This is a genomic window from Lysobacter terrae (assembly GCF_054782215.1).
The window spans coordinates 200,560-223,631 of record NZ_BAAGSX010000001.1; the positions used below are offsets into that span (position 1 = coordinate 200,560).

At 65.3% G+C, this 23,072-nt stretch carries 22 protein-coding genes; 11 read left to right on the forward strand and 11 right to left on the reverse strand.

Annotated features, from left to right (window positions below; all coding sequences use genetic code 11):
• The first annotated feature begins 3 nt into the window (after window positions 1–3).
• Both ACYVJ8_RS01025 and ACYVJ8_RS01030 read left to right on the forward strand, forming a co-directional pair.
• Complete coding sequence (locus ACYVJ8_RS01025; RefSeq protein ID WP_460708915.1) at window positions 4–195, forward strand: DUF2065 domain-containing protein; 192 nt, start codon at window positions 4–6, stop codon at window positions 193–195.
• Between the two features lie 157 nt (window positions 196–352).
• The gene (locus ACYVJ8_RS01030; protein ID WP_460708917.1) at window positions 353–1,645 is read left to right on the forward strand and encodes an adenylosuccinate synthase; all 1,293 of its coding nucleotides are present in this window, start codon (window positions 353–355) and stop codon (window positions 1,643–1,645) included.
• A gap of 78 nt (window positions 1,646–1,723) precedes the next feature.
• Here the strand turns inward: ACYVJ8_RS01030 and ACYVJ8_RS01035 are convergent, their stop codons facing one another.
• Window positions 1,724–3,991, reverse strand: a complete 2,268-nt coding sequence (locus ACYVJ8_RS01035) for a methyl-accepting chemotaxis protein (RefSeq protein ID WP_460708918.1) — start codon at window positions 3,989–3,991, stop codon at window positions 1,724–1,726.
• 220 nt (window positions 3,992–4,211) lie between these two features.
• On the opposite strand from ACYVJ8_RS01035, the gene ACYVJ8_RS01040 reads away from it, so the two are divergent.
• Window positions 4,212–4,415 carry a hypothetical protein gene (locus ACYVJ8_RS01040; RefSeq protein WP_460708920.1) on the forward strand — a complete coding sequence of 68 codons (204 nt, stop codon included), beginning with the start codon at window positions 4,212–4,214 and terminating at the stop codon, window positions 4,413–4,415.
• 21 nt (window positions 4,416–4,436) lie between these two features.
• A complete protein-coding gene (locus tag ACYVJ8_RS01045) occupies window positions 4,437–4,907 on the forward strand; it encodes a hypothetical protein (protein ID WP_460708922.1) in 471 nt (156 codons plus the stop codon).
• A 10-nt stretch (window positions 4,908–4,917) separates the two neighbouring features.
• Here the strand turns inward: ACYVJ8_RS01045 and ACYVJ8_RS01050 are convergent, their stop codons facing one another.
• Complete coding sequence (locus ACYVJ8_RS01050) at window positions 4,918–5,316, reverse strand: hypothetical protein (protein WP_460708924.1); 399 nt, start codon at window positions 5,314–5,316, stop codon at window positions 4,918–4,920.
• Window positions 5,317–5,548: 232 nt separating this feature from the next.
• Between ACYVJ8_RS01050 and ACYVJ8_RS01055 the strand changes: the two genes are divergently transcribed.
• Together ACYVJ8_RS01055 and fghA are read left to right on the forward strand one after the other, a co-directional pair.
• Entirely contained in the window at window positions 5,549–6,658 is a 1,110-nt protein-coding gene (locus tag ACYVJ8_RS01055; protein WP_460708926.1) for an S-(hydroxymethyl)glutathione dehydrogenase/class III alcohol dehydrogenase, read from the forward strand.
• Window positions 6,659–6,668: 10 nt separating this feature from the next.
• Window positions 6,669–7,529 (forward strand): S-formylglutathione hydrolase, encoded by an 861-nt coding sequence (gene fghA, locus ACYVJ8_RS01060; RefSeq protein ID WP_460708928.1) that lies wholly within the window; start codon window positions 6,669–6,671, stop codon window positions 7,527–7,529.
• A 30-nt stretch (window positions 7,530–7,559) separates the two neighbouring features.
• On the opposite strand, the gene ACYVJ8_RS01065 is transcribed toward fghA, so the two are convergent.
• The 3 genes from ACYVJ8_RS01065 to ACYVJ8_RS01075 form a co-directional block, all read right to left on the reverse strand.
• Window positions 7,560–7,913 (reverse strand): hypothetical protein, encoded by a 354-nt coding sequence (locus ACYVJ8_RS01065; protein ID WP_460708930.1) that lies wholly within the window; start codon window positions 7,911–7,913, stop codon window positions 7,560–7,562.
• 81 nt (window positions 7,914–7,994) lie between these two features.
• Window positions 7,995–8,774 carry a LytR/AlgR family response regulator transcription factor gene (locus ACYVJ8_RS01070; protein ID WP_460708932.1) on the reverse strand — a complete coding sequence of 260 codons (780 nt, stop codon included), beginning with the start codon at window positions 8,772–8,774 and terminating at the stop codon, window positions 7,995–7,997.
• Entirely contained in the window at window positions 8,767–10,083 is a 1,317-nt protein-coding gene (locus ACYVJ8_RS01075; RefSeq protein WP_460708934.1) for a sensor histidine kinase, read from the reverse strand. Before ACYVJ8_RS01075 ends, ACYVJ8_RS01070 begins: the two co-directional genes overlap by 8 nt.
• A gap of 359 nt (window positions 10,084–10,442) precedes the next feature.
• Here ACYVJ8_RS01075 and ACYVJ8_RS01080 point away from each other — a divergent pair, with 359 nt between their 5' ends.
• The gene (locus tag ACYVJ8_RS01080; protein WP_460708936.1) at window positions 10,443–13,106 is read left to right on the forward strand and encodes a M1 family metallopeptidase; all 2,664 of its coding nucleotides are present in this window, start codon (window positions 10,443–10,445) and stop codon (window positions 13,104–13,106) included.
• Window positions 13,107–13,359: 253 nt separating this feature from the next.
• On the opposite strand, the gene ACYVJ8_RS01085 is transcribed toward ACYVJ8_RS01080, so the two are convergent.
• The 5 genes from ACYVJ8_RS01085 to ACYVJ8_RS01105 all read right to left on the reverse strand — a co-directional run bounded on the left by ACYVJ8_RS01085 (window position 13,360) and on the right by ACYVJ8_RS01105 (window position 16,595).
• Window positions 13,360–13,932: a YceI family protein gene (locus ACYVJ8_RS01085; RefSeq protein WP_460708938.1), complete on the reverse strand. Its 573-nt coding sequence runs from the start codon at window positions 13,930–13,932 to the stop codon at window positions 13,360–13,362.
• A 230-nt stretch (window positions 13,933–14,162) separates the two neighbouring features.
• Window positions 14,163–14,546 carry a hypothetical protein gene (locus ACYVJ8_RS01090; protein ID WP_460708940.1) on the reverse strand — a complete coding sequence of 128 codons (384 nt, stop codon included), beginning with the start codon at window positions 14,544–14,546 and terminating at the stop codon, window positions 14,163–14,165.
• 15 nt (window positions 14,547–14,561) lie between these two features.
• Entirely contained in the window at window positions 14,562–14,798 is a 237-nt protein-coding gene (locus tag ACYVJ8_RS01095; protein WP_460708942.1) for a hypothetical protein, read from the reverse strand.
• A gap of 272 nt (window positions 14,799–15,070) precedes the next feature.
• Window positions 15,071–15,502 (reverse strand): response regulator, encoded by a 432-nt coding sequence (locus ACYVJ8_RS01100; protein WP_460708944.1) that lies wholly within the window; start codon window positions 15,500–15,502, stop codon window positions 15,071–15,073.
• A 265-nt stretch (window positions 15,503–15,767) separates the two neighbouring features.
• Window positions 15,768–16,595 (reverse strand): hypothetical protein, encoded by an 828-nt coding sequence (locus ACYVJ8_RS01105; protein WP_460708946.1) that lies wholly within the window; start codon window positions 16,593–16,595, stop codon window positions 15,768–15,770.
• A gap of 328 nt (window positions 16,596–16,923) precedes the next feature.
• Between ACYVJ8_RS01105 and ACYVJ8_RS01110 the strand changes: the two genes are divergently transcribed.
• The 4 genes from ACYVJ8_RS01110 (at window position 16,924) to ACYVJ8_RS01125 (ending at window position 19,993) form a co-directional block, all read left to right on the forward strand.
• Window positions 16,924–17,700 (forward strand): iron-containing redox enzyme family protein, encoded by a 777-nt coding sequence (locus ACYVJ8_RS01110; protein WP_460708948.1) that lies wholly within the window; start codon window positions 16,924–16,926, stop codon window positions 17,698–17,700.
• Window positions 17,697–18,134 (forward strand): VOC family protein, encoded by a 438-nt coding sequence (locus ACYVJ8_RS01115; RefSeq protein ID WP_460708950.1) that lies wholly within the window; start codon window positions 17,697–17,699, stop codon window positions 18,132–18,134. Before ACYVJ8_RS01110 ends, ACYVJ8_RS01115 begins: the two co-directional genes overlap by 4 nt.
• Before the next feature lie 3 nt (window positions 18,135–18,137).
• Window positions 18,138–19,544 (forward strand): aminotransferase class III-fold pyridoxal phosphate-dependent enzyme, encoded by a 1,407-nt coding sequence (locus ACYVJ8_RS01120; protein ID WP_460708952.1) that lies wholly within the window; start codon window positions 18,138–18,140, stop codon window positions 19,542–19,544.
• Between the two features lie 155 nt (window positions 19,545–19,699).
• A complete protein-coding gene (locus tag ACYVJ8_RS01125) occupies window positions 19,700–19,993 on the forward strand; it encodes a DUF1330 domain-containing protein (RefSeq protein WP_460708954.1) in 294 nt (97 codons plus the stop codon).
• Window positions 19,994–20,175: 182 nt separating this feature from the next.
• Here the strand turns inward: ACYVJ8_RS01125 and gcvP are convergent, their stop codons facing one another.
• A complete protein-coding gene (gene gcvP / locus ACYVJ8_RS01130) occupies window positions 20,176–23,070 on the reverse strand; it encodes an aminomethyl-transferring glycine dehydrogenase (protein WP_460708956.1) in 2,895 nt (964 codons plus the stop codon).
• Window positions 23,071–23,072: the final 2 nt, after the last annotated feature.

Genomic DNA, 23,072 nt, shown 5'->3' on the forward strand with positions numbered 1-23,072 from the left:
GCCATGGGCGTCGAGCTGCTGTCCGCCGTATGCCTGGTCGCCGTGCTGGAGGGGCTGTTCCTGTTCGTCGCGCCGCGCCGCTGGCGGCAGGCGGTGGAGCTGCTGCACCAGCTCTCGGACGCGGGGCTCCGGCTGCTGGGCGGGCTCTTCATCGCCATCGGCCTGATCTCGCTGTTCCTGGTCAGGCACTTCTAGGCCCGCTGGCGCGGGCCGGCGTGCGAAATCGGGCCGTTTCCGGTCCAAAGCACGGGGCAGGGTAGCCCCGTCCGCCCAAAACCCGGATAATGCACAAAAGCCGGACGGGGCCCTGCCCCTCCGGCTTTTTCCGTATCGAATCCAGGAGTCCGGACCAATGGGTCAGTCAGTCGTGGTGTTGGGTGCCCAGTGGGGCGATGAAGGCAAGGGCAAGATCGTCGACCTGCTGACGCAGGACATCGGCGCGGTCGTGCGCTTCCAGGGCGGCCACAACGCCGGCCATACCCTGGTCATCGGCGGCAAGAAGACCGTGCTGCATCTGATTCCGTCCGGCATCCTGCGCGACGACGCGCTGTGCTTGATCGGCAACGGCGTGGTGCTGCACCCCGGCGCGCTGCAGAAGGAAATCACCGAGCTCGAAGGCAACGGCGTCGAGGTGCGTTCGCGCCTCAAGATCAGCCCGGCCACGCCGCTGATCATGCCGTACCACATCGCCCTGGATCAGGCGCGCGAGAAGGCTGCCGGCAAGGGCGCCATCGGCACCACCGGCCGCGGCATCGGCCCGGCGTACGAAGACAAGGTCGCCCGTCGCGGCATCCGCGTCGCCGACCTGCGCTATCCGCAGGAACTGGCCGACAAGCTGCGCGCGACGATGGACTACCACAACTTCGTGCTGACCAAGTATCTGGGCGTGGAAGCGGTCGATTTCCAGAAGACGCTCGATGACGCGCTCGCCTTCGGCGAATACGTCGAACCGATGAAGTCCGACGTCGCCGGCATCCTTCACGACCTGCGCAAGCAGGGCAAGCGCGTGCTGTTCGAAGGCGCGCAGGGCTCGCTGCTCGACATCGACCACGGCACCTATCCGTACGTCACCTCGTCCAACACCACCGTCGGCGGCGCCTATGCCGGCACCGGCGTCGGCGCCGATGCGATCGACTACGTGCTCGGCATCGCCAAGGCCTACGCCACGCGTGTGGGCGGCGGCCCGTTCCCGACCGAACTCAACGACGAGATCGGCCAGGGCATCCGCGACCGCGGCCAGGAGTACGGCGCCACCACCGGCCGTCCGCGTCGCTGCGGCTGGATGGACATCGTCGCGCTCAAGCGCGCGGTGGCGATCAACGGCATCACCGGCCTTTGCATCACCAAGCTGGACATCCTCGACGGCATGAAGACCCTCAAGGTCTGCATCGCGTACGAATATCACGGCAAACGCAGCGAATACGCGCCGCTCGATGCGGCCGGCTGGGAAGAGTGCACGCCGGTCTACCTCGAGTTCCCGGGTTGGGAAGAATCCACCGCCGGCATCACCGAGTGGGACAAGCTGCCGCCGGCTGCGCGCGCGTACTTGCGCGCGTTGGAAGAACTCTCCGGCTGCCAGCTGGCGATCGTGTCGACCGGTCCGGATCGCGATGCGAATATCGTGTTGCGGGATCCGTGGGCGTAAGCCTCGGCCTGCCAGGCAAGATCGAAAAAGCCCCGCATTCGCGGGGTTTTTTCTTATCCAGGAACGCACTCGACGCGCTCACGACACCGCCACCAACTGTGGCCGTGATGGCGCCGCCCCCGAATCGAGCTGGAAGGTCGAGACGGCCCCGACAAGCTGGCGTGCCTGATGCTCGAGCGACTGCGCGGAGGCCGCGGCCTGCTCGACGAGGGCGGCGTTCTGCTGGGTGCCCTCGTCCATGTGGATGACGGCCTGGTTGACCTGGCCGATTCCCGCCGACTGCTCGGCCGACGCCGCGGCTATTTCGGCCACGAGATTCGAAACGCTGCGGATGCCGGACACCACCTCGCCGATGGCCGTGCCCGTGCGATCGACCAGCATCCGGCCCCGATCGACAGCGTCGTTGGAATGTTCGATGAGATTGCGGATCTCCTTGGCCGATGTCGCCGAGCGTTGCGCAAGCGCGCGTACTTCCGCGGCGACCACCGCAAAACCACGGCCCTGTTCGCCGGCGCGGGCGGCTTCGACTGCGGCGTTGAGCGCCAGAATGTTGGTCTGGAACGCGATAGCGTCGATTACCTGCACGGTCTCGGCGACCTTGCGCGAGGCCTCGTGGATCTCGGTCATGGTCGACACGACGCGCTCGACGATTTCACCGCCTTCGCATGCGCGTTCGGAGGCGGATGCGGCCAGCGCCTTCGCCTTGTCGGCATTGCCCGCACTTTGCTGGACGGTCGCGGTCAACTCTTCCATCGAGCTTGCGGTTTCTTCGAGCGCGGACGCCTGTTGTTCTGTACGCGCCGACAGGTCGGCATTGCCTTCGGCAATCTCGCGCGATGCGGAGTGGATGTCGCCGCTCGCCTCGCGGATCGTGTGTACGATCGCACCCAGCTGATCGAACGTCGCGTTGGTACGCTGCTTGATTTCGTCGAACAGACCGTGCATCTGCGCGGTGATGCGCGGACGCAGATCGCCCCGCGCCAGCGCTGCGAGCGCCTCGCCGATGACGCCCAGGCTCGATTCCGTCGTCGCGAGCAGGTCGTTGACGCCGCCGCCCAGCACCGTCAGGAATCCTTCCTGGCCGTCGACCTGGATCCGGCGGCTGAAGTCGCCCCGCCCCGCCGCCTGGACCACGTCGTGGACGTCGCGCGCCAATGCGTTCATCGCGAGCGTCAGATCACGCCATTCGGTCACGACACCGACGCGCCGCCCGGCCTCGTCGCGCACTGGCGTGACCAGAAGCTCGAACTTGCGACCGCCCGGCGTGATCGTCGCGCGATGCGGCTGCTCGAGCGCCGCGAGCATGGCGCGTTGCCGCTCGGGCTTGGCATGGAAGATGTCGATCGAGCTGCCGACGACCGCAGCAGCCGAGAAGTTCGGCAGCGCCGTCTTGAGATCGGCTTCCGCCACCTCGAGCATGCGCCGCATCGCCGGGTTGGCATAAACGATGGTGAGGTCGGCATCGGTGATCATCATGTTGACGTCGGCCGCGTCGAGCGCGCTGCGTACGCGCGCGGCCTCGGCCGCGATGCGCAGCTGGTCCTGGATCTCGAATCCGAGCCGTACCTGCACGGACTTGATGCCGAGCAACATCGCGCCGATTTCGTCGTCGCGGTCAATCGGGATCGCGCCATCGTAGCGTCCGCTCGCCAACAGCCGGAAATGCCGGCCGGCGTCTTCCAGGCGATTGACGATGTCCCAGGCAAGCCACCAGGCGCCGTAGCCGGCGATAAGCGTTGCCACCGCGATCGTGGCTATGACGGTCCAGGCCGGCGCATGGGTGCGGTACAGCGACATCAAAGTTAGTCCGTAGGCGCCTATGCCCGCGGCGCACAGGAGCAGGCGCGCGCGCAGCGACAGCTTCCACAGCGGGTTCAGGCGCTTGAATATCGATTCGGGATCGCACACCCGTCCCTGGCGGACTTCCTTGCGTGACGTGCCGGCGCGGAACTGTGCGTAGGCGGCCTCGGCTGCGCGGACCTGCTCGCGCATGGGCTTCTTGCGCACCGACATATAGCCCACGCGCTCGCCATTCTCGTACACGGGGATCGCGTGGGCCTCGACCCAGTAGTGGTCCCCGTTCTTGCACCGATTCTTGACCATGCCCATCCACGGCCGGCCCGCTTTCAGCGTCGCCCAAAGGTCGGCAAAAGCAGCCTCCGGCATGTCCGGGTGTCGAACGATGTTATGCGGCTGGCCGAGAAGCTCGGCCTCGGAAAAGCCGCTGATGCGCACGAATGTCGGGTTGACGTAGACGATCTTTCCCTTGAGGTCGGTGCGGGAGACGATTTCATCGCCATCGGGAATATCGATCTCGCGGCCGGTGACGGGCAGGTTCTGACGCATGGACAACACTCGGTAAGGATTGCCATTGGTAACGGCATCCCCACGGCTGCAGTGCAGTGGAAGCAGCGTCAATATCGCTGACCGATTGCGGTGCTGTCCTGCGTTGCTTGGCGTTCGCCTTCTGCGAACAGGGCGTTCGCAAATCAGGCGCTGTTGCGCGCTATTGGGCTTCTAGCCTTGGCCCATCTCGTAAGGTCGATTCTTCGAAGGCATAGCAGCAGTGATTCCATCAATCATCAAACAGTTCGTGCAATGGACGTTGGCCGTGCCCCTGGCGTTGCTCCTGATGATCCTGCTCGAGGATGTCGCGCCGAACGGACAGTGGGCGTCGGTGCTGGTTCCCGTCATGGCCGTGGCCGTGCTGATCTCCCGATGCGTCGTCAATTGGGTGTGGGCGTCGGAACAGCCCAAGCCAAGCAGCTGATATCCACACGACGGACTCCCAATGGAACTTCTCATTGCAGTGATCGCACTGGCTGTGGCTCTTTGGCAACTCAAGCTGCAAAGGGATGAGGCCACAATCAACAGTCGAATAGGCGCGCTGATCCATGTGGCGGATCTTCTGATGAGAAGGATCGACGACCACGAACGCATCATTGATGCGCTAAAAGCCAAGCGAAAGGACTGGCAAGGGCATGCGACCTACGTAAACAACGAGCTGCGGCCCTTGCTGGCGCAGACAAACACCAGGCTCCTGGTGTGTTTGCAGGATCGTCTGCCCGATTTCGATGCCGCGGCCATCAGGCGATCGCTCAGGCTGGGCGAAGACCAAGAAGAACAGCCCAGCTGGGTGGCGCGGTTGAATATGAGCGCGGCGCCAAAACGTACGGTCGCAACTGAGTCGTCTGGTTCCAGCGCAGCTCAGGACGAGCCGCTCCACGGCGATGCAATAGTCAACCGTACCTCCGCGGATTAAAGCCGAGTGTCTATCCTCGTGGGGCGAGCGAGCGTTCGATAAAGTCCAGCATCTCGGCAATACTCACGCCGAACGAACCCGCCTTGCCCGCGTCGAACTCGCGCTTCCATTGCGCATAGCCCGTCAGGTAGTCCAGGTTCGGTGCTTGTACGCCAACGAACTCGGCACGGCTTCGTTCGAACGTCTGGCGAATCACGGGGATGTGCGGAAGCGATGTGATGATGCCACCCGGAGCGGCGAGGTTCTTCACGCGTACGCCGCTGATGGAGACGTGGTAGATCTCGCCGGTGCCGAGGGGATGCGTGTCGATGCGGTTGATGAGCACCAAAGGTGTTTCATCGCCGCTGCGGCCGGCGCAGCGCCAGAGTTGGCCGACGGTGAATTCCGCCGGAGAAGTGGGTGCGGTCATGCCGACGCTCCGTCAAAAGATCCATCATGCCGTGACGCGCGGAGTACGGCCGTGCTGATTCTGGCCGGTCGCGCCGGCACGTGCATGCCGCGGGCTAATCCCGTCCCGGTGGTCTGCCTGTCCTAGGTGTTTGCGCCCATAATCGGCTTCGAAGCAGTACGCCATCCGCTCCGCTGCGCCGACGCAGCGAATTGCCAGCCGCAGATTTGCCAACCTCAGGAAAGGACACGCGATGAAATCCCGCGCAGCCGTCGCCTTCGCTCCCGGACAGCCTTTGCAGATCGTCGAACTCGACGTCGCGCCGCCTCGCGCCGGGGAAGTGATGGTACGCATCACCCACACCGGCGTGTGCCATACCGATGCCTTCACGTTGAGCGGCGATGATCCCGAAGGCCTGTTCCCGGTGGTGCTGGGACACGAGGGCGCAGGCGTCGTGGTGGAAGTGGGCGAGGGTGTCACCAGCGTCAAGCCCGGCGATCACGTGATTCCGTTGTACACGGCGGAATGCGGCGAGTGCCTGTTCTGCAAGTCTGGCAAGACCAATCTATGCGTATCGGTGCGCGCCACCCAGGGCAAGGGCGTGATGCCGGACGGAACCAGTCGCTTCTCGTTCAACGGCGCGCCGGTTCATCACTACATGGGCTGCTCCACTTTCAGCGAATACACGGTGGTGGCGGAAGTGTCGCTCGCAAAGATCAATCCGGACGCCAACCACGAACAGGTCTGCCTGCTCGGTTGCGGTGTCACCACCGGCATCGGTGCCGTGCACAACACGGCCAAGGTGCAACCCGGCGACACGGTCGCGGTGTTCGGTCTCGGTGGTATCGGCCTGGCGGTGATCCAGGGCGCGCGCCAGGCGAAGGCCGGCCGCATCATCGCCATCGATACCAATCCGGACAAGTTCGTCATGGCGAAGGAGATGGGCGCCACCGACTTCGTCAATCCGAAGGAACACGACAAACCCGTCCAGCAAGTCATCGTCGAGATGACCGGCTGGGGCGTGGATCACAGCTTCGAATGCATCGGCAACGTCAACGTGATGCGTGCGGCGCTCGAATGCGCGCACCGCGGCTGGGGCCAGTCGGTGATCATCGGCGTCGCCGGCGCGGGGCAGGAAATTTCCACGCGCCCGTTCCAGCTGGTGACGGGGCGCACCTGGAAGGGCACGGCCTTCGGCGGCGTCAAGGGCCGCAGCCAATTGCCCGGCATGGTCGAGCAGGCGATGCGCGGCGACATTCAGCTGGCGCCTTTCGTCACCCACACCTTGCCGTTGGATCGCATCAACGAAGCCTTCGACCTGATGCACGCGGGCAAGTCGATCCGTACCGTCGTTCATTACTGAAGCATCGCGCATGCAGAAGATCGAATCCCATGCCAGCTTCGGCGGCTTTCAGGAAGTCTGGCAGCATCGGTCGGCGGTGCTCGATTGCGACATGCGCTTCGGCATCTACCTGCCGCCGCAGGCCGCGGAAGCCGCGTGCCCCGTGCTGTATTGGCTCAGCGGGTTGACCTGCACCGAACAGAACTTCATCACCAAGGCCGGCGCGCAACGATACGCCGCGGAGCATGGGGTGATCGTGGTGGCGCCGGACACCAGTCCGCGCGGCGAGCACGTCGCCAATGCGGACTCCTACGACCTGGGACAGGGCGCGGGTTTCTATCTCAACGCCACGCAGGCGCCGTGGTCCGCGCACTACCGCATGCACGACTACGTCGTCGACGAGTTGCCTGTGCTGGTCGAGGCGCATTTCAACGCTAGCGACGCACGCGCGGTCAGTGGCCACTCCATGGGCGGGCACGGCGCGCTGGTCGTGGCGCTGCGCAATCCGAGGCGCTATCGCAGCGTCTCGGCGTTTTCGCCGATCGTGGCTCCATCGCAAGTGCCGTGGGGCGAAAAGGCGTTCATCGCTTACCTCGGCGAGGATCGCGACGCGTGGCGTGCCTGGGATGCGTGCGAGCTTGTCCGCTCATCCGCTCCGAACGCACCTCGGTTGCCGCTTCTGATCGACCAGGGCGACGCCGATGAATTCCTCGCGACCCAACTGCACCCGGAATTGCTGGAGCAGGCCTGCCGGCAGGCCGGTCATCCGCTGACGCTGCGTCGCCAAGTCGGCTACGACCACAGCTACTACTTCATCGCCAGTTTTATCGGCGAGCACATCGCCCATCACGCTGCGGCACTTCGTGATAGGGACTCGACGAAAATTCGATAGTGATGCCGTCAGGCAAATGAGCCTTGGGGCTCATCGGGATTTGCAATCGCCCGCAGGCGCTTGGTCGTCCTGCGCGACGCAGGCATCGAACGCAGGCAGGCCTACGACTTCGCGCGTGGCGCCCGCGGCGATGGTCAGGCGTTCGGGCGGCCGCTTGCTGCAGTCGCCGGATGCCGACGCGCATTCGCGCGGGAACAGCGTGTAGTGGCATTCGCCGCTCGCGCTGGCGATGCATTCGAAGCGGGCGATCCCGGCCTTGACGCGGATGCGGCTGTGCAGGGCATCGATGCCGTCGACGACCGAGCGGGTGTCCATGACGGTGCCGCCGCCGTTGCAGCCGAACAGGGCGAGCAGGAAGTAAACCGCGGCGATTAGATTGCGCATGATGGTCTCTCGCAGTTTGCTGGCGGCGATGCCGCGCTGTTGAAGTGCCGGTGAAGCGCGCCGCTCGCACGCGGCGGGCGCTTACATGTGACGGAACAGAGTCATGAACGGCTGGCTGACGGTAAGCGTCTCCGGCCGGTTCTTCAGCCGTACCGTGCCCTTGCCGGTGTCGTCGCGGACGATGGAGGCGATCGCTTTCAGGTTGACGATGGTGGAGCGGTGGATCTGCTTGAACGTGTCGGTGTCCAGCACGGCGAGCAGCTCGCGGATCGGCGTGCGCAGCAGCGCTTCGCCTTCGGCCGTCATCACCGTCGTGTACTTGTGGTCGGCGCGGAAGTAGGCGACGTCGTCGACCAGGATCAGCTTGGTCTCGCGGCCGGAACTGGCGGTCAGCCAGGTGAGCGGCGGACGTGCGGAGTTCTTCGGCAACGTCGCCCCAAGCCGCTGCAACACTTCGGCCAGCGCCGCTGCGTCATTGGGTCCGGAGGACATGCGCAGCTTCAGGCGCTGCACCGTCGCGGTCAGGCGTTCGGGGGCGATGGGCTTGAGCAGGTAGTCGATCGCACCGCGGTCGAAGGCATCGATCGCGTACTGGTCGTAAGCGGTGACGAAAACCACCTGCGTCTGCGGGCTCGCTTGCGTGGCCGCCGCGGCGACTTCCAGGCCGGTGAGGCCGGGCATGCGGATGTCGAGGAAGGCGACGTCGGGCTGATGCTCGTCGATGGCTTCCAGCGCACTGGCTCCATCCTCGCACTCGGCGACGATCTGCAGTTGCGGCCATGCCGCGCGAAGCTGTTCCAACATTGCGCTGCGCAGCAGTGCTTCGTCTTCAGCGATCACAGCGGTCGGCGAATTAGACATCGCTGCGTTCCTCGGTGCTTGCATTGGCGGTCGTCGGCCACGCCGGTGGCTGCGAAGACGACGCCGAAGTCGAAGCCGTGGCCGTCACCGCCGGCACACTGATCGTCGCGGCGACGCCCGACGGGAAGTTGGCGACCACCGCCAGCGAGGCCTTGCCGCCGAACACCAGCTGCAGGCGTTCGCGCACGTTCTTCAGGCCGATGCCGGTTCCGCTGCTCTGTGCGTTGAATCCTTCGCCGTCGTCGGCAACGGTAATCGACACCCCGTCGTCTCCGCCGCGGGCACGAATCCACACAGTGCCACCGGCGGTGCGCGGTTCCAGTCCGTGCTTGATCGCGTTCTCCACCAGCGTCTGCAGCATCATCGGCGGCAGCTTGGTCTGGCGCAGGTCGGTAGGCACATCGACCTGCACGCTGAGGCGCTGCCCCATGCGGATCTTGAGGATCTCCAGATAGGCGAGGGCACGTTCGAGCTCGTCGCCCAGCGTGGCCAGTTCGTCGCGGGTGCGCGGCAGGGAATGGCGCAGGTATTGGATCAGGTGGCCGAGCATTTCATCGGCGCGAGCCGGATCGGTGCGGGTGAGGTATTGCGCGCTGGCCAGCGTGTTGTAGAGGAAGTGCGGCTCGACCTGCGCATGCAGCAGATTGAGCCGAGCGACGGTGAGCTCCTTTTCCGTAGCGGTCTGCGCGGCGGCGGCTTGCTCGTTGCGCCTGCGCTCGGCGATGCGGCGGGTGATCGCGCGGGTGATCGCGTTGGCGTTCTCGAAGTTGGTGCCTTCGTCGACGCGGAACCAGTCGCTCCATGCGCCAGCTTCCGGCTCGCAGATGAGCGTTACGCTGCCGGTGCCGTTGACCGGCGTCACCGTGGCGAGGATCTGGTTGCGGGTCTTGCCGAACCAGTGCATCGGATGCCACTTGCCTAAAGGCTGCTCGGCGAAGTCGACCGGGCGCTGCACTTTCGCGCGCACCTGCAGGCTGTCGCGCGCCGCTTCGATGTCTTGCGTGCGCGGCAGTTCGCGGATCGCGGCTTCGAGCAGATCGAAGGCTTCGCCGGCCTCGAAGGGGATCTCGACCTGGCGGCGCTGGCGGTTGCCCAGCGACTCCGCTTCGGAGCCCGCGATGAGGCGGACACGGCGCAGGTGGGAGAACGCCGCGGTGACGACCAGGCCGAGCGTGATGAAGGTGAGCAGCACGACCGGCAGGTCGAAGCGGCCGATCAGCGGAATCTCGGCCCAGAACGCCGCCACCACGATGAGCGCGACTCCCCAGGCAATGGCGATGCGGGCAACGAAAAAGAGGTTTCGGATCACCGTGGCGGTCTCTTGGGTGTCGGGGGCTGTCTTGGTTGCGGCGAAGGTAGAGCGCCTGGGCTGGCGTGGGAAGCGGGCGTGCGATGGAACGCGGGAAGGCGCGATGAAGCGGGCTCCGGAAGCGACGAAATCGGACGGCACAGGACAAACCCTCTCCTCGCGGAGCGGGGAGAGGGTGCCCGAAGGGCGGGTGAGGGGAGCGAGCGCAGCGAGCGCTTTTTGGCGCCCATGACTTCTGGCGGTCGGTCGCCCCGCCCAGGATCGCCACCATCGGAGGGTTCCGCTCACGCCCGGCTTGCGTCTCCAGGCCTATGGTCGCGCCAATCCGGGAAAGAGCCCACCGAAACGAAGGACACCGCATGCGTCGCACCCTGGTTACCGCTATCGCACTGGCGCTCGCCGGCACCGCCCCCGTCCTGGCTGCCGAAGCGGGCATCACCGCGCCCATCACCGCTCCGGAAGTGAAGGACGCGACGACGCAGCTTCCGCGCAACGTCCGCCCTGCGCACTACGACATCGCGGTAACCCCCGATGCGCAATCGCTGACGTTCAAGGGCCATGTCTCGATCACGCTGGACGTGCTCGAGCCGACGGCGTCGATCACCCTCAACGCCGTCGATATGACCTTCAGCAATGCCATGCTCACCGGCGCCAAGGGCGCGGCGAAGACGCCGAAGGTGACGACCGACGCCGATGCCCAGACCGCCACTTTCGCCTTCGACAAGCCCCTGACGGCAGGCCGCTACACGCTGGCGACCGACTACACCGGCAAGATCGGCACCCAGGCCAACGGCCTGTTCGCGATCGACTACGACACCCAGGCCGGCAAGAAACGCGCGCTCTACACGCAGTTCGAGAACTCGGATGCGCGCAAGTTCGTGCCTTCGTGGGACGAGCCCAACTACAAGGCCACCTTCTCGCTGAGCGCGACCGTGCCGGCCAAGCAGCTCGCGGTCAGCAACATGCCGGCCGCGGAAACCACCGACCTGGGCAACGGCACCAAACAGGTGAAGTTCGGCCAGTCGCCGAAGATGTCGACCTATCTGCTGTTCTTCAGCCTTGGCGATTTCGATCGCGCTACCGCGAAGCTCGGCGCTACCGAAGTCGGCGTCGTCACCCAGTCCGGTCTGATCGACCAGGCCAGGTTCGCGCTCGATTCGTCCGTCGACGTGCTGCGCGAATACAACGACTACTTCGATACGCCGTACCCGTTGCCCAAGCTCGACAACGTCGCCTCGCCCGGCAGCAGCCAGTTCTTCGGCGCGATGGAGAACTGGGGCGCGATCTTCACCTTCGAGCACACGCTGTTGCTGGATCCGTCCATCTCGACGCAGTCCGACAAGCAGCGCGTGTATTCGGTTGCGGCGCACGAGATTGCGCACCAGTGGTTCGGCGATCTGGTGACGATGAGCTGGTGGGACGACCTCTGGCTCAACGAGGGCTTCGCCACCTGGATGGCCGGCCGGACCACCGCGAAGCTGCATCCGGAGTGGAACACCCGCCTGAGCACCGTCCACGGCCGCGAGAGCGCGATGTCGCGCGACGCGGTGGCTTCCACGCATCCGGTGGTGCAGCACGTGGAGACGGTGGAGCAGGCCAGCCAGGCCTTCGACTCGATCACCTATCAGAAGGGCGGTGCGGTGATCCGCATGCTCGAGGGCTTCGTCGGCGAGCAGGCCTGGCGCGAAGGCGTGCGCAATTACATGAAGGTTCACGCTTACGGCAACACGGTCTCCGACGATCTGTGGCGCGAAGTGCAGTCGGCGGCCGGCAAGCCCATTCTCGATATCGCCCACGACTTCACCCTGCAGCCCGGCGTGCCGCTGATCCGCGTCGAATCCGCGACGTGCGATGGCAGCAAGACGACGGTGCAACTCACCCAGGGCGAGTTCACCAAGGACCGTCCCGGCAAGGCGCCGCTGCACTGGCGAGTGCCGGTGATCGCGCAGGCTGGCGGTGAGCCGGTGCGTACGGTGGTCGAAGGCGGCAAGGCGACGCTGGACGTGCCAGGTTGCGGTCCGCTCATCGTCAACGCCGGGCAGAGCGGTTACTACCGCACGTTGTATGCGCAACCGCAGTTCGCGGCGATACGCGACGGTTTCGCCAAGCTCGACCCGATGGACCAATTGGGACTGCTGACCGATGCCTGGTCACTGGGCATGGTCGGTCTGCGTCCTGCGACCGATTACCTCGAACTGGCGCGCGCGACACCGGTCGAAGCCGATCCGCAGATCTGGGGCGAGATCGCCGATCGCCTCGTCGGTATCGACGAGTACTACCGCGGCGATGCCGCACGCCAGGCCACGTTCCGTAACTTCGCCGTTCGCACGCTCGCGCCGGTGTTCGCGCGTGTTGGCTGGGAAGCGAAGCAAGGCGAAGCCGATCCGGTCGTGGTCCTGCGCACGCAGCTGATCGAGTCCTTGAGCGCGCTGGGCGACAAGGCGGTGATCGACGAGGCGCGCCGCCGCTACGCGGCCGGCGATGCGACTTCGATGCCGACGGCACTGCGCAAGACCATCCTCGGTGTCGTCGCCCTGCATGCCGACGCGGCTACGTGGGACAAGCTGCATGCCGCGGCACAGGCGGAAAAGACGGCGCTGATCAAGGACGAGTACTACCTGCTGCTGTCCGAGAGCGAGGACGCGGCGCTGGCGCAGCGTGCCCTCGAGCTGGCGCTGACGCCGGAGCCGGGCGAGACCAATAGCGCGCGGATGATTTCCGCCGTTTCCGGCCGCAATCCGGAACTGGCGTTCGACTTCGCCACCACGCACCGCGAGCAGGTGAACAGCAAGGTCGACACCACCTCGCTGAGCCGTTACTACCCGCGCCTGGCGAACAACTCGCTGGACCCGGCGACGATCGCCAAGCTCACCGCGTTCGCCGAGCACTACATCGCCGCCGGCTCGCGTCGCGAATTCGATACGGCTATCGCCAACATCCAGTACCGGGTCAAGGTGCGGGGCGAACGCCTGCCGGCGATCGATGCCTGGTTGCAGCAGCATCGCTCGGCGCCTGCGCGCTAAAGACAGTAGTACGCAGTAACGAAGAAGGCCCCGAAAGGGGCCTTCTTATTTTTCCCTCTCCCCGCAAGCGGGGAGAGGGTGCCCGAAGGGCGGGTGAGGGGGAGCGAGCGAAGCGAGCTGCTGTTGCTGTTGCTTATCTAAGAGCAAGAGCAACTCGCTGCGCTCGCCGCCCCTCATCCGGCGCTTCGCGCCACCTTCTCCCCGCAAGCGGGGAGAAGAAGAGGCCTTTTTCGTTCAGCCAGTATGCGTCGGCTTACTGCACCAGCGCCTCGGTCGTGATGCGAATCGTCACCTCGTCGCTCACCGCCGGCGCCGCCAGGCCCAGGCCGAAGTCGCTGCGCTTCAGCGTCGTGGTGGCGTTGAAGCCGATCGCTTCCTTCTTGGCCATAGGGTGCACGCCCTGGCCGTTGAGGGTGACGTCCAGCACGGCCGGCTTGGTCACGCCCTTGACGGTCACGTTGCCGCTGACGCGCAGCTTGCCCTTGCCTACCGCTTCGACCTTGGTGCTTTCGAAGGCGATCGTCGGGAACTTGGCCGCGTCGAGCAGCTGGTCGCTGCGGATGTGCTGGTCGAACTTCACCGAGTACACATCCATGCCGCTGAGCGGAATGGTGACCTTGACCGAAGACGCCTTCACGTTCTTCGCGTCGTAGTTGATGGTGCCGTCGACGTCGCCGAAGTGGGCCGAAGGCGTGGAGAAGCCCAGGTGGTTCCAGCTCGCGATGACGTCGGTATGGTTCGGATCGATCTTGTAGCTGACGGGGGCCGCGAACGCCGTGGCGCTCAGGCCCAGCAGGGCGGCGGTAAGGGTGAGGCGCTTGATCATGTGGGTCTCTCGGCCGTGGATGGATGAAACGTGGCGCGAAGTATGGGTAGCGCCCCACAGGCCGACAAAGACGGAAAAAAAGAAGGATCGTTTCGGTTGCGTTGCCAATGGGCGCGCTTGCCGCACCAAAAACACTTGGAACAGGCGGGGCGTGGCTTCCACGAAGAGGTGGATCGCTATCCGCGCACCAGCGCTACAGTGCGTTCCAACTCATCCGACGGCCGATGGATTCAACCTTCGGTGCTGCGGATGAGAATGCCGGTCGCCAACGGCTGCCCGGTCACGGGATAGAACAGCAGCTCCGTGCGCACGTCGCCGCGTTCCCATACGGCACCATGGGGCTTTCGCTCGGTCCGGTAATAGCCCAGCGCAGGGAGCGCGGTCTCGTAGAAGCGCTCGGCTTCATCGGCACTGCCGGCGTAGAGGAGACGCTTGTCGTGATTACCCCGAGGCAGCGCCTGCGCGCGCGGAGGCGTGGGCAGCTCTACAGTTTGCTCGGTGGTACTCGGTGGCAACACACGCAGCGACAGCCCGAAGCCGGCGCTCTGCGCGAAGACGGGGCCGCAAGCGAACGCTATTGCCAGTCCGGCGGCAATTCTCGGTAGCGGTGACATGGCAGCATCTCCATTTCAGCCACGGACGGAACCACTGGTCGGCACGGCCAGCTGCAGGCGGCTCGCCAGGTGATCGCGCTGGTCGAAGATGTTGACCACCACCTCGGGCGACCGTGCCCGGGCCCAGTTCAATACCTCGGCGCGCACCGCCGCCACGGCCTGCACGAAGGTTGGAAACCGGGAGTCGTCCAGGGTGCTTGCGATGACGCCGGCGTCGCCGCCCTGGGTGCGAAATTCGATGCGATAGCCCATTGCCTTCCTCCTTGATGTGAGTGACGTTGGCGAAAGCTTGGTCAAGACGATTGGTGCGGATTTGCGACGCTCGTCACGTTGAAAGGGGTCCTTCGCTTGCACTTGATCGAAGCGGGATTGCGATCACCGTCGGCAAAAAGTGAACCGACATCACAAGTCCGAAACTGACAAAGAGGGGCAGCCGAAACCGACGTCCCTCGTCTGCCTCGACTCCCATAAAGAGTCGTAAACCGTTAATTCGCGCGGAATTTCCATGGCTGTACCCACGCCGATCAGCCCGGCAGGCGGTTCTCCTTGATCCAGTACTCGCCGGTCTTGGCCAGCAGTTCCACGTAGTCCTTGGGGTCCAGCGGCTTGTTGAGGTAGCTGTTCGCGCCGCGCTCATAGCCCAGCCGGATGTCGGCCGTAGTTTCGGAGGTACTGAACAACACGACGGGGACATGCTTGGTCAATGGATGCAGGCGGATCCGGTCTAGCACCTGCAGACCGTTCAACCCCGGCATGTTGATGTCCAGCACGACCAGCTTCGGATTGCCGGGCTCGCGATCGGCGTATGCGCCTTCGCGGAAGAGGAAATCGAGTGCGGCCTGGCCGTCGTGCGCCCATTCGATGCGCTCGGCGATATGGCGCTTGAACAGCACCCGCATCGCCAGGTGGGCGTCGGCGCGAGAGTCCTCGACGATAAGCAGTTCGGCCGTGGGCAAACACCACCTCCCTGTAGGAATGCCGAGGCATCCGGCGCGACCCGCACCTGTCGGTGCCATGCCGCTGGGCTCCGCGAAGCTAACAGGGCACCTGTCCACGCCCTGTATCCGACCGACCGCGTGTCCCCTTGTCGCGCGGGTCCGTCTTGCCAGCGAACGTCCTTTCCTGCCCGAAGCGGCCGTCCCGCTCTCAGGCAGAAGCCGAGTCCATCGCCGGCCAGCCGACTGTAGACCCTGGGGCGTGGGATAAGCCAGTGACCGCCGGTCAACGTCCCGGGGACGTCGTCGCACCGTGGTCCGCTGGGGTTCGATGCCACGAGGCGCGCATGCGCTGCAGGGGTTCCTTCAGGGGCAGGGCGAGACGGCGGTAGAAATAGGACACCACGCGTCGCGACGGCGGTACACGGCGCGCCAGCCCTTCCTCGATGGTGTAGACGCAGGGCGCGCAGATGCCGCACGGCCTGCCGCGCACCGGGCGGTGGCAGAACCAGGTCATGTCCATGATCGCGCCCCAGCCGCGTGCATTGGCTTCGCGGTCGATGCCGACTTTGTCGATGTGGAACAAAGGAAAACTGAAGTTGTGGAAAAGCACATATTCGGGCGTGTCGGCGTAGCGCGGATCGACGCGCACGCTGCGGAACCCGCCCGGATGCTCGAACTCCAGGGCGAACGGACGCACCAGGGCCTGCACCTTGTCGTCGATGTGCACGCCCAGTTCGATCTCGTCCAGTCCCGCCACCTGGCAATACGCCGGCAGCCACGCGTACTGACTGCCGATGAAGACCCTCTCGCGGATCTGCCGCAGGGCCTCGTTGACATCGGGATCTTCCGGAATCGTGGCGACCGGGCTTACGCGCAGCGGCCGCAGCAACTCGCGGGTGTGCGGATAGGTCTCGCGCAGGTGATCGCCGATGCGCGCGATCGTTTCCAGTTCGATCGGCGTCGAGGGCCGGGTCGCGTCCTCCAGGTAATGCGGCGTGACCGCTACGCGATGCAATAGCAGCAGTTGCAGCAGGCGAAAGGTCGAGTCCCATCCGCCGGTCCAGAGCAGATTCACGCAGCTCGCGCGCGTCGATGTGTTCGCTGCGGCCATCGGTGGACGGATTCTCCTGTGGGCGTGAGGCGCGGTTACTGGTGGATGTTCCGCTGGTATTGCAGAGCAAAACACAAGGTGCGTTCGGTCCCGTTCATGCAGCTCGAGTATCGTCGCAATTTCATGACGAAGGTGAATGTGCGGCGATGGATGAATGCGCGGATCGCGGCGTAGATGCGAAGCCTAACGGGCCTTCTTGCATTACGACGTCAACGCGACGTGAACTGTATGGCCGGTGTCACGGGCTATCGTCGCGGCGTGATTTTTCGCATTTCTCCACATGGTGTGGAGCTACTCTTCGACCAACAATCTCGCTCATGGATTGCGCATGTCATTGCAGAACGACCCCAATCTGGCGGCGAAGCCGCCGATGCCCGCCCTGGTGACGACCGGGGATTTGAATCGCCAGACCTTCTGGCAATTCGCCGACGAGGCGAAGGAAGCGACCGAGGCGCTTGCCGGGCAGCGCATGCAGGCACTGGCGCAAATGCCGATCGATTCGGTGCGGCAGGTATGCGTGCAATATCGCTTCTTCACGATCGACTACATACGCGATCTGTCGCTCCTGCTCGCCAAGCTGCCCTTCGGTGGCCTACGCAGCCTGCTCAGTCAGATCCTCGCCGAAGAGCTCGGCGACGGCGACGAGAATCGCGCGCATCCCGCGATCTACGACCGCTTCCTGATGAGCATCGGCGTCGATGCCGCGGAGCTGGATCGTTGCCTTCCGGCGAATCGCGTCATCCTCGACGAGCTCACGGATGAACTAGCCGAAAGCGGTCCGGCCTTCGGCGTGGGACTGCGCGGCATGGGCGGCGAATGCCTTTGCCAGACTTATCTCGCGGTGATGTTCGAACATCTGCGCGTGCATCCGTATATGCGCGAGCACGCAGACCGGATCGATTGGGAGTTCTGGACCATCCACACCGGCGAGGTGGACATCGTCCATGGCGAACTGACGCGCAAGGCGATCGACGACTACATCCGTCACGAACCCGCCGCGCTGCCCGAGCTCGCGCGCGGTTACGAGCGCAGCATCGGCGCATGGAACCTGTTCTGGAAGAACATCTTCGAAGCGAGCGACGCACGCTCGAGGGCCATGTCGTGAATCGGGCCGAGACGCCTCAGCGCATCACCCAGTTCCACCTCGCCTTTCCGGTGCGCGATCTCGACGAGGCCCGCCGCTTCTACTGCGAGGTGATGGGTTGTCCGAAGGGCAGGAGCGATACGACCTATCAGGATTTCGATTTCTTCGGGCACCACCTCGTCGCGCACATCTCCGCCGAGGGGCAGCCCTTGCAGGGCGGTCGTTTCGACGGCGAGGCGGTGCCGGTGCCGCACTTCGGCATGAACCTGGACCGCGTGGCCTGGGAGGCACTGGCCCGGCGCCTGAAGGCAGCTGGCGTGGCATTCCACGAAGAGCCGCACCTGCGCTTGAAGGGCAAGCCCGGGCAGCACGTGACCATGTTCCTGTTCGATCCGTCCGGCAACGCGCTGGAGTTCAAGTCCTTCGACGATCCCGAACAGACCTTCATTCCCTGAGCGATGACGGCCATGCATGACGAGGCGGGCATGGAGGGCGTGCTCGATGCTGCCAGCAAGCGCGTCGACGACGGCGGGCTCTCGGCGGCGCGGCAAAGCGATCGTCGACACGTGCTGCACTCGTGGTCGGCGCACGGTGCATTTCAGCCGGTCGTGGTGACCGGTGCGTCGGGCGCGCATTTCTGGGACGAGGAGGGTCGGCGCTGGCTGGATTTCTCCAGCCAACTCGTCAACACCAACGTCGGCCATCAACACCCCAAGCTGATCGCCGCGATCCAGGCGCAGGCGGAGACGCTGTGCACGATCGCGCCCTACCATGCGAACGCGGCCACCAGCGAAGCGGCCCGCCTGATCGCCGAGCTGGCGCCCGGCGATCTCAACCGCGTGTTCTTCACCAACGGTGGCGCCGAGGCCGTGGAGAACGCGATCCGCATGGCGCGCGTGCACACCGGCCGCCACAAGGTGCTGACGGCTTATCGCAGCTACCACGGTGCGACTGCCGGTGCGATCACCGCGACCGGCGATCCCAGGCGCTGGGCGTCGGAACCCGGTGCGCCCGGCATCGCGCGCTTCTGGGGGCCGTATCCGTATCGCTCGGCCTTCCATGCAACGAACGAAGCCGAAGAATGCGAGCGAGCGCTGGCGCATCTGGCCGACACGATCATGGTCGAAGGCGCGCAGGGTATCGCCGCGATCCTGCTCGAAAGTGTGGTTGGCGCGAATGGCGTCCTCGTGCCGCCCGACGGCTATCTGCAAGGCGTGCGTGCGCTGTGCGATACGCACGGCATCCTGCTGATAGCGGATGAAGTGATGGTGGGGTTCGGACGCTGTGGCGAATGGTTCGCGGTCGATCACTGGAACGTCGTGCCGGATCTGATCACCTTCGCCAAGGGCGTGAACTCCGGCTACGTACCGCTCGGCGGGGTGATCATGAGCGAAAGCATCTCCAACAGCTTCGCGACCCGTGCGTACCCGGGCGGTCTCACCTATTCCGGTCACCCGCTCGCGTGCGCGGCGGCCGTGGCCTGCATCGGCATCTACAAGGAAGAGAACCTGATTGCACGCGCCCGCCGGTTGGGCGAGGAAGTGATCGGGCCGGCATTGCGCGCGTTGCAGGAGCGTCACCCTTCGGTCGGCGACGTGCGCGGGCTCGGCGCTTTCTGGGCGCTCGAACTGGTACGCGACCGCGCTACGCGCGAGCCGCTGGTGCCGTTCAACGCCTCCGGTGGCGCCGATGCGCCGATGGCCGAATTCGCCGCCGCATGCAAGCGACGCGATCTGTGGCCATTTGTGGTCTCCAATCGCCTGCACGTCGCGCCGCCGCTGAACATCGAAGAGCAGGCCCTGCGCGACGGCCTGGCCATCATCGACGAGGCCCTGCACGTGGCGGATCGGTACTGCCGCCAGTAGAAGCCTCAGGTGCATGCAGGGCGCAGCACCTTAATGGCATTGTTCCGTGCCATGGAAGAATGTCTGCCGGAAGCCAGGGATTCGCACGCGCCAGGCAGGCGCGTAGCGTTGCGTCATTCCATTGATGCAGCGGCCCACGGTCGCCGGAGGTTGAAATGAACAAGGCTTACTGGGTCATCGCCTGGCGATCCATTACCGATCCCGTCGCGGTGGAGCGCTACGTCGCGCCCGCGACAGACGCCATCCTCGCGCACGGCGGCCGCGTCGTCGCCGGCGGTGAACCTGCACGGACGTATGAGGAGGGCGTAGCCACGCGCCTGGTCATCGTCGAGTTCGATAGCCTGCAGGCGGCCCTCTCCGCTTACGAGAGTCCGGATTACCAGGCCACGCTCGTGCATCTGGTCGGCGCGGCCGAGCGCGATGTGCGCATCATCGAAGGCCTTGCGTGAACTCGCCCCTCTCCCCGCGTGCGGGGAGAGGGTGCCCGAAGGGCGGGTGAGGGGGAGCGAGCGCAGCGAGCTGCTTTTGGTTTTGCTGTTGCTTGCCGAAGAGCAGCTCGCTCCGCTCGCTCCCCCTCATCTGCCCTTCGGGCATCTTCTCCCCGCAAGCGGGGAGAAGAACTAGCCGCGGCTTACGCCTCGACCTCATCCTTGTACGCATCCACCGGGATGCACGCGCACATGACGTTCTTGTCGCCGTAGACGTTGTCCACGCGCGCCACCGGCGGCCAGTACTTCTGCAGCTTCAGCGACGGCAGCGGGAAAGCAGCCAGTTCGCGCGGATAGGCGTGGGTCCACTCGCTCGCGGACACGGCCGTCGCGGTGTGCGGGGCGTTCTTGAGCGGGTTGTCCTCGCGGTCGAGCTTGCCGTCTTCGATGGCGCGGATTTCGTCGCGGATCTGGATCATCGCGTCGATGAAGCGGTCCAGTTCGTGCAACGACTCGGACTCGGTCGGTTCCACCATCAGCGTGCCGGCGACCGGGAAGCTCAGCGTCGGCGCGTGGAAGCCGAAGTCGATCAGGCGCTTGGCCACGTCTTCGGCGCTGATGCCGGTCGCGTCCTTGAGCGGACGCAGGTCGAGGATGCACTCGTGCGCCACCAGTCCGTTGCGGCCGGTGTAGAGCGTCTCGTAATGCGGCGCCAGGCGCTTGGCGATGTAGTTGGCGTTGAGCAGGGCGACCTGCGTGGCCTTGCGCAGGCCTTCGGCGCCCATCAAGGTCACGTACATCCAGCTGATCGGCAGGATCGAAGCCGAGCCGAAGCTCGCCGCGCTGACCATGCCGACATTACCCGCGCCGACGCCCTGGGTGCGCAGGCCATCGTCGCCGAGCGCGCGCGGAAGGAACGGGGCCAGGTGCGACTTCACTGCGCACGGACCCACGCCCGGGCCGCCGCCGCCGTGCGGAATGCAGAAGGTCTTGTGCAGATTGAGGTGCGAAACGTCCGAACCCCACTTGCCCGGCTTGGCCACGCCGACCAGGGCGTTCATGTTGGCGCCGTCGGTGTACACCTGGCCGCCGTGCTTGTGGATGATCTCGCAGATCTCGACGACTTCTTCCTCGAACACGCCGTGCGTTGAGGGGTAGGTCATCATGATCGCGGCGAGGCGGTCGCTGTACTTCTCCGCGTTGCGGCGGATGTCGTCGACGTCGACGTTGCCGTTGCTGTCGGTCTTGGTGACGACGACGGTCATGCCGCACATCTGCGCCGAAGCCGGGTTGGTGCCGTGCGCGGAATCCGGGATCAGGCAGATGTCGCGATGGGCTTCGCCGCGTGCGCGATGGTAGGCGCGGATCGCGAGCAGGCCGGCGTATTCGCCCTGCGCGCCCGAGTTCGGCTGCAGGCTCACCGCGTCGTAGCCGGTGCATTCGACCAGCATCGCTTCCAGGCCGTCGATCAGCTCCTTATAGCCCTTTGCCTGGTCGGCCGGGGCGAGCGGATGCAGGTTGCCGAATTCCGGCCAGGTCACCGGGATCATCTCCGCGGTAGCGTTGAGCTTCATCGTGCACGAGCCCAGCGGGATCATGGTGCGATCCATCGCCAGGTCCTTGTCGGCCAGCGCGCGCATGTAGCGCAGCAGTTCGTGCTCGCTGTGATGCGTGTTGAACACCGGGTGGGTGAGGAACGCCGACGTACGCTTCAGGCCGGCCGGAATCGCATCGGCGGTGGCCGCGTCGAGCGCGTCGATGTCGGAGGCGTTCGCACCGAACAGGTTGGCCAGCGCGACGACGTCTTCGCGCGTAGTGGTTTCATCCAGGCTGATGCCGACGCTGCCGGCGTCGATAGCGCGCAGGTTGACGCGTGCGGCCTTGGCCTTGGCGTGGATCGCGGCGGCGTCGATGCCGGTGACGTGCAGGGTGTCGAAGAAGTCCGGCCCCACGTTCACGCCGGCCTTGCCCAGCGCGGCGGCGAGGATCGCGGCGAGGCGATGGGTGCGCTGCGCGATGCGGATCAGGCCTTCGGGGCCGTGGTAGACGGCGTACATCGAGGCCATCACCGCGAGCAGCACCTGCGCGGTGCAGATGTTGGACGTCGCCTTCTCGCGGCGGATGTGCTGTTCGCGCGTCTGCAGGGTGAGGCGGTAGGCCGGCTTGCCTTCGGCATCGACCGACACGCCGATCAGGCGGCCCGGCATCGAGCGCTTGAAGGCGTCGCGGCAGGCCATGAACGCGGCATGCGGACCGCCGAAGCCGAACGGCACGCCGAAGCGCTGCGAGTTGCCGACGACGATGTCCGCGCCCCATTCGCCCGGCGCGGCGATCAGCGTCAGCGCCAGAAGGTCGGTGGCGACGGCGACCAGGCCACCGCGCGCATGCACGGCATCGGCCAGCGCCTTGTAATCGCCGACCTGGCCGAAGGTGTTGGGGTACTGCAGCATTACGCCGAAAGCATGGACGTTCATCGCGTCGGCATCGTTACCGACCACGATCTCAATGCCCAGCGGCTCGGCGCGGGTACGGATGACTTCCAGCGATTGCGGATGCACGCCGTTCGACACGAAGAACACGTTCGACTTCGACTTGCACGAGCGCTTGGCCAGCGTCATCGCTTCGGCGGCGGCGGTGGCCTCGTCGAGCAGGGAAGCGTTGGCGATCTCCATGCCGGTCAGGTCGGCGCACAGGGTCTGGAAGTTGATCAGCGCTTCCATGCGGCCCTGCGAGATCTCCGCCTGGTACGGCGTGTAGGCCGTGTACCACGCCGGGTTCTCGAGGATGTTGCGCAGGATGACGTTCGGCGTATGCGTGCCGTAGTAGCCCTGGCCGATGTAGGACTTGAACACCTGGTTCTTCGAGGCGATCGCGCGGATCTTGGCGATGGCTTCGACTTCGGTGATCGGTGCCGGCAGCGCCAGCGGATTGGGCGACTTGATCGAACCGGGGACGATGGCGTCGGTCAGCGCGTCCAGCGAGGTGTGGCCGACCGCGCGCAGCATGTGCGCGATTTCGGTGTCGTTGGGGCCGATATGGCGCTCAAGAAAAGCGCCGTGGTGTTCGAGGTCGCGCAGCGAGGACTGGGTCTGGCTCATGG

What these genes read in the sequence shown, in the direction of transcription:
- ACYVJ8_RS01055 (WP_460708926.1), top strand. Translation starts at nt 5,549, where the DNA reads ATGAAATCCCGCGCAGCCGTCGCCTTCGCTCCCGGACAGCCTTTGCAG.
- ACYVJ8_RS01120 (WP_460708952.1), top strand. Translation starts at nt 18,138, where the DNA reads ATGACGGCCATGCATGACGAGGCGGGCATGGAGGGCGTGCTCGATGCT.
- ACYVJ8_RS01090 (WP_460708940.1), bottom strand. Translation starts at nt 14,546, where the DNA reads ATGTCACCGCTACCGAGAATTGCCGCCGGACTGGCAATAGCGTTCGCT.
- ACYVJ8_RS01050 (WP_460708924.1), bottom strand. Translation starts at nt 5,316, where the DNA reads ATGACCGCACCCACTTCTCCGGCGGAATTCACCGTCGGCCAACTCTGG.
- ACYVJ8_RS01065 (WP_460708930.1), bottom strand. Translation starts at nt 7,913, where the DNA reads ATGCGCAATCTAATCGCCGCGGTTTACTTCCTGCTCGCCCTGTTCGGC.
- ACYVJ8_RS01095 (WP_460708942.1), bottom strand. Translation starts at nt 14,798, where the DNA reads ATGGGCTATCGCATCGAATTTCGCACCCAGGGCGGCGACGCCGGCGTC.
- ACYVJ8_RS01125 (WP_460708954.1), top strand. Translation starts at nt 19,700, where the DNA reads ATGAACAAGGCTTACTGGGTCATCGCCTGGCGATCCATTACCGATCCC.
- ACYVJ8_RS01025 (WP_460708915.1), top strand. Translation starts at nt 4, where the DNA reads ATGGGCGTCGAGCTGCTGTCCGCCGTATGCCTGGTCGCCGTGCTGGAG.
- ACYVJ8_RS01070 (WP_460708932.1), bottom strand. Translation starts at nt 8,774, where the DNA reads ATGTCTAATTCGCCGACCGCTGTGATCGCTGAAGACGAAGCACTGCTG.
- ACYVJ8_RS01045 (WP_460708922.1), top strand. Translation starts at nt 4,437, where the DNA reads ATGGAACTTCTCATTGCAGTGATCGCACTGGCTGTGGCTCTTTGGCAA.
- ACYVJ8_RS01030 (WP_460708917.1), top strand. Translation starts at nt 353, where the DNA reads ATGGGTCAGTCAGTCGTGGTGTTGGGTGCCCAGTGGGGCGATGAAGGC.
- ACYVJ8_RS01035 (WP_460708918.1), bottom strand. Translation starts at nt 3,991, where the DNA reads ATGCGTCAGAACCTGCCCGTCACCGGCCGCGAGATCGATATTCCCGAT.
- ACYVJ8_RS01110 (WP_460708948.1), top strand. Translation starts at nt 16,924, where the DNA reads ATGTCATTGCAGAACGACCCCAATCTGGCGGCGAAGCCGCCGATGCCC.
- gcvP (WP_460708956.1), bottom strand. Translation starts at nt 23,070, where the DNA reads ATGAGCCAGACCCAGTCCTCGCTGCGCGACCTCGAACACCACGGCGCT.
- ACYVJ8_RS01105 (WP_460708946.1), bottom strand. Translation starts at nt 16,595, where the DNA reads ATGGCCGCAGCGAACACATCGACGCGCGCGAGCTGCGTGAATCTGCTC.
- fghA (WP_460708928.1), top strand. Translation starts at nt 6,669, where the DNA reads ATGCAGAAGATCGAATCCCATGCCAGCTTCGGCGGCTTTCAGGAAGTC.
- ACYVJ8_RS01085 (WP_460708938.1), bottom strand. Translation starts at nt 13,932, where the DNA reads ATGATCAAGCGCCTCACCCTTACCGCCGCCCTGCTGGGCCTGAGCGCC.
- ACYVJ8_RS01080 (WP_460708936.1), top strand. Translation starts at nt 10,443, where the DNA reads ATGCGTCGCACCCTGGTTACCGCTATCGCACTGGCGCTCGCCGGCACC.